Consider the following 1125-nt stretch of genomic DNA (forward strand, 5'->3'; position numbering starts at 1 on the left):
GCTCTGCTGTACCTCATACTGTCTCCATAGTTCTGTTCTCTGATGAAGAAATTAAATTCTCACATCAGGCGTAATCTATGTTGACACAGGGGGTTTCCCTGTGAACCCGTTTTTTTGTAAATTCGAGAAACATGAGTTTTAACCGTAGGCATAGTGATCCCCAGATGAAAGGCAATTTCTTTATAAGAATAGGATTTAAGCAGAAGTTCTGTAACTTCTGCTTCCCGCTTGGTTAGATTAAACTTTTCCTGAATATCGATTAGGGAGACCTTTTCATCCTTTTTCCTCTGCATAAGGTAAGAAATAGAAAAGATCATACTTGATATGGTTAAGAAAAGATAAAAATCGGCATCGGCAAAATGGATAAAAAAATCCGGAATGGCAAAGCGCTGTAGTATTATAAGAAGAATATTCCCTCCGAATCCTATTAGTCCTGTAATCTGAATCTTTCGTATAAATGGGTTGTCAATCTTAATGGTAAGAAGATAACACCAGAGGAAGACCGGACTAAAATATATTATTAAATCCCAAACAGGTCTTTTTTGAGCGCCGGGGAACATAAGTATTATACCTATAACTAAAAAAACAACAAATACGGACCTGCAAAGTATACCGAATACTGAGTACCTGGGAGTTCCTAAAGATTCAATAAAAAGCAAAGAGACGTAGAAAGCAGCCAGGGCGGAAAAAACCTGGATCAATAGGAATATGCCTGAAACGATAGAGGATGTACTAAAAGCTTTAACCTCATTTACATATGTAAGAATTCCCATAAGATAGTTTAACGAAACTGTTATAACAATCATAAGGGCAAATCGCAGACGTTTGGAGCGGGGAAACACAGAGCATAAGTAGAATAATATGATAAGTGCACCTGAACCGGCAGATATTGCAGAAACTTGAAGAATAAAATCAGAAAAGTGGTCCATGGGTAATATTATATCCTCTTACTATTAATATTGCTATCAAAAGTCGATATCCGATTGAAACGGTATTTTCTTTTTCTCTTTTACCTTTTTCAGGCAGAGTCCTTCTCTTTCTGCTTCTCCGTAAGCGGATTATTTCTATAGCCCTTTTCGTGTATTCGACTTCGTATATTTCTGAAATCCAAAATCTCTTTAATTG

At 36.5% G+C, this 1125-nt stretch carries 2 protein-coding genes; both read right to left on the reverse strand.

What is annotated here, in order from left to right:
* Nucleotides 1-59: 59 nt before the first annotated feature.
* Nucleotides 60-929: a helix-turn-helix transcriptional regulator gene (locus tag F459_RS0121970; RefSeq protein WP_020614784.1), complete on the reverse strand. Its 870-nt coding sequence runs from the start codon at nt 927-929 to the stop codon at nt 60-62.
* On the reverse strand, nt 913-1125 hold a 213-nt coding region (locus tag F459_RS24355), incomplete at its 5' end, for a hypothetical protein (protein WP_211214038.1). The genes F459_RS0121970 and F459_RS24355, both read right to left, overlap by 17 nt.

The organism is Sediminispirochaeta bajacaliforniensis DSM 16054 (genome assembly GCF_000378205.1).
Classification (GTDB): domain Bacteria; phylum Spirochaetota; class Spirochaetia; order DSM-16054; family Sediminispirochaetaceae; genus Sediminispirochaeta; species Sediminispirochaeta bajacaliforniensis.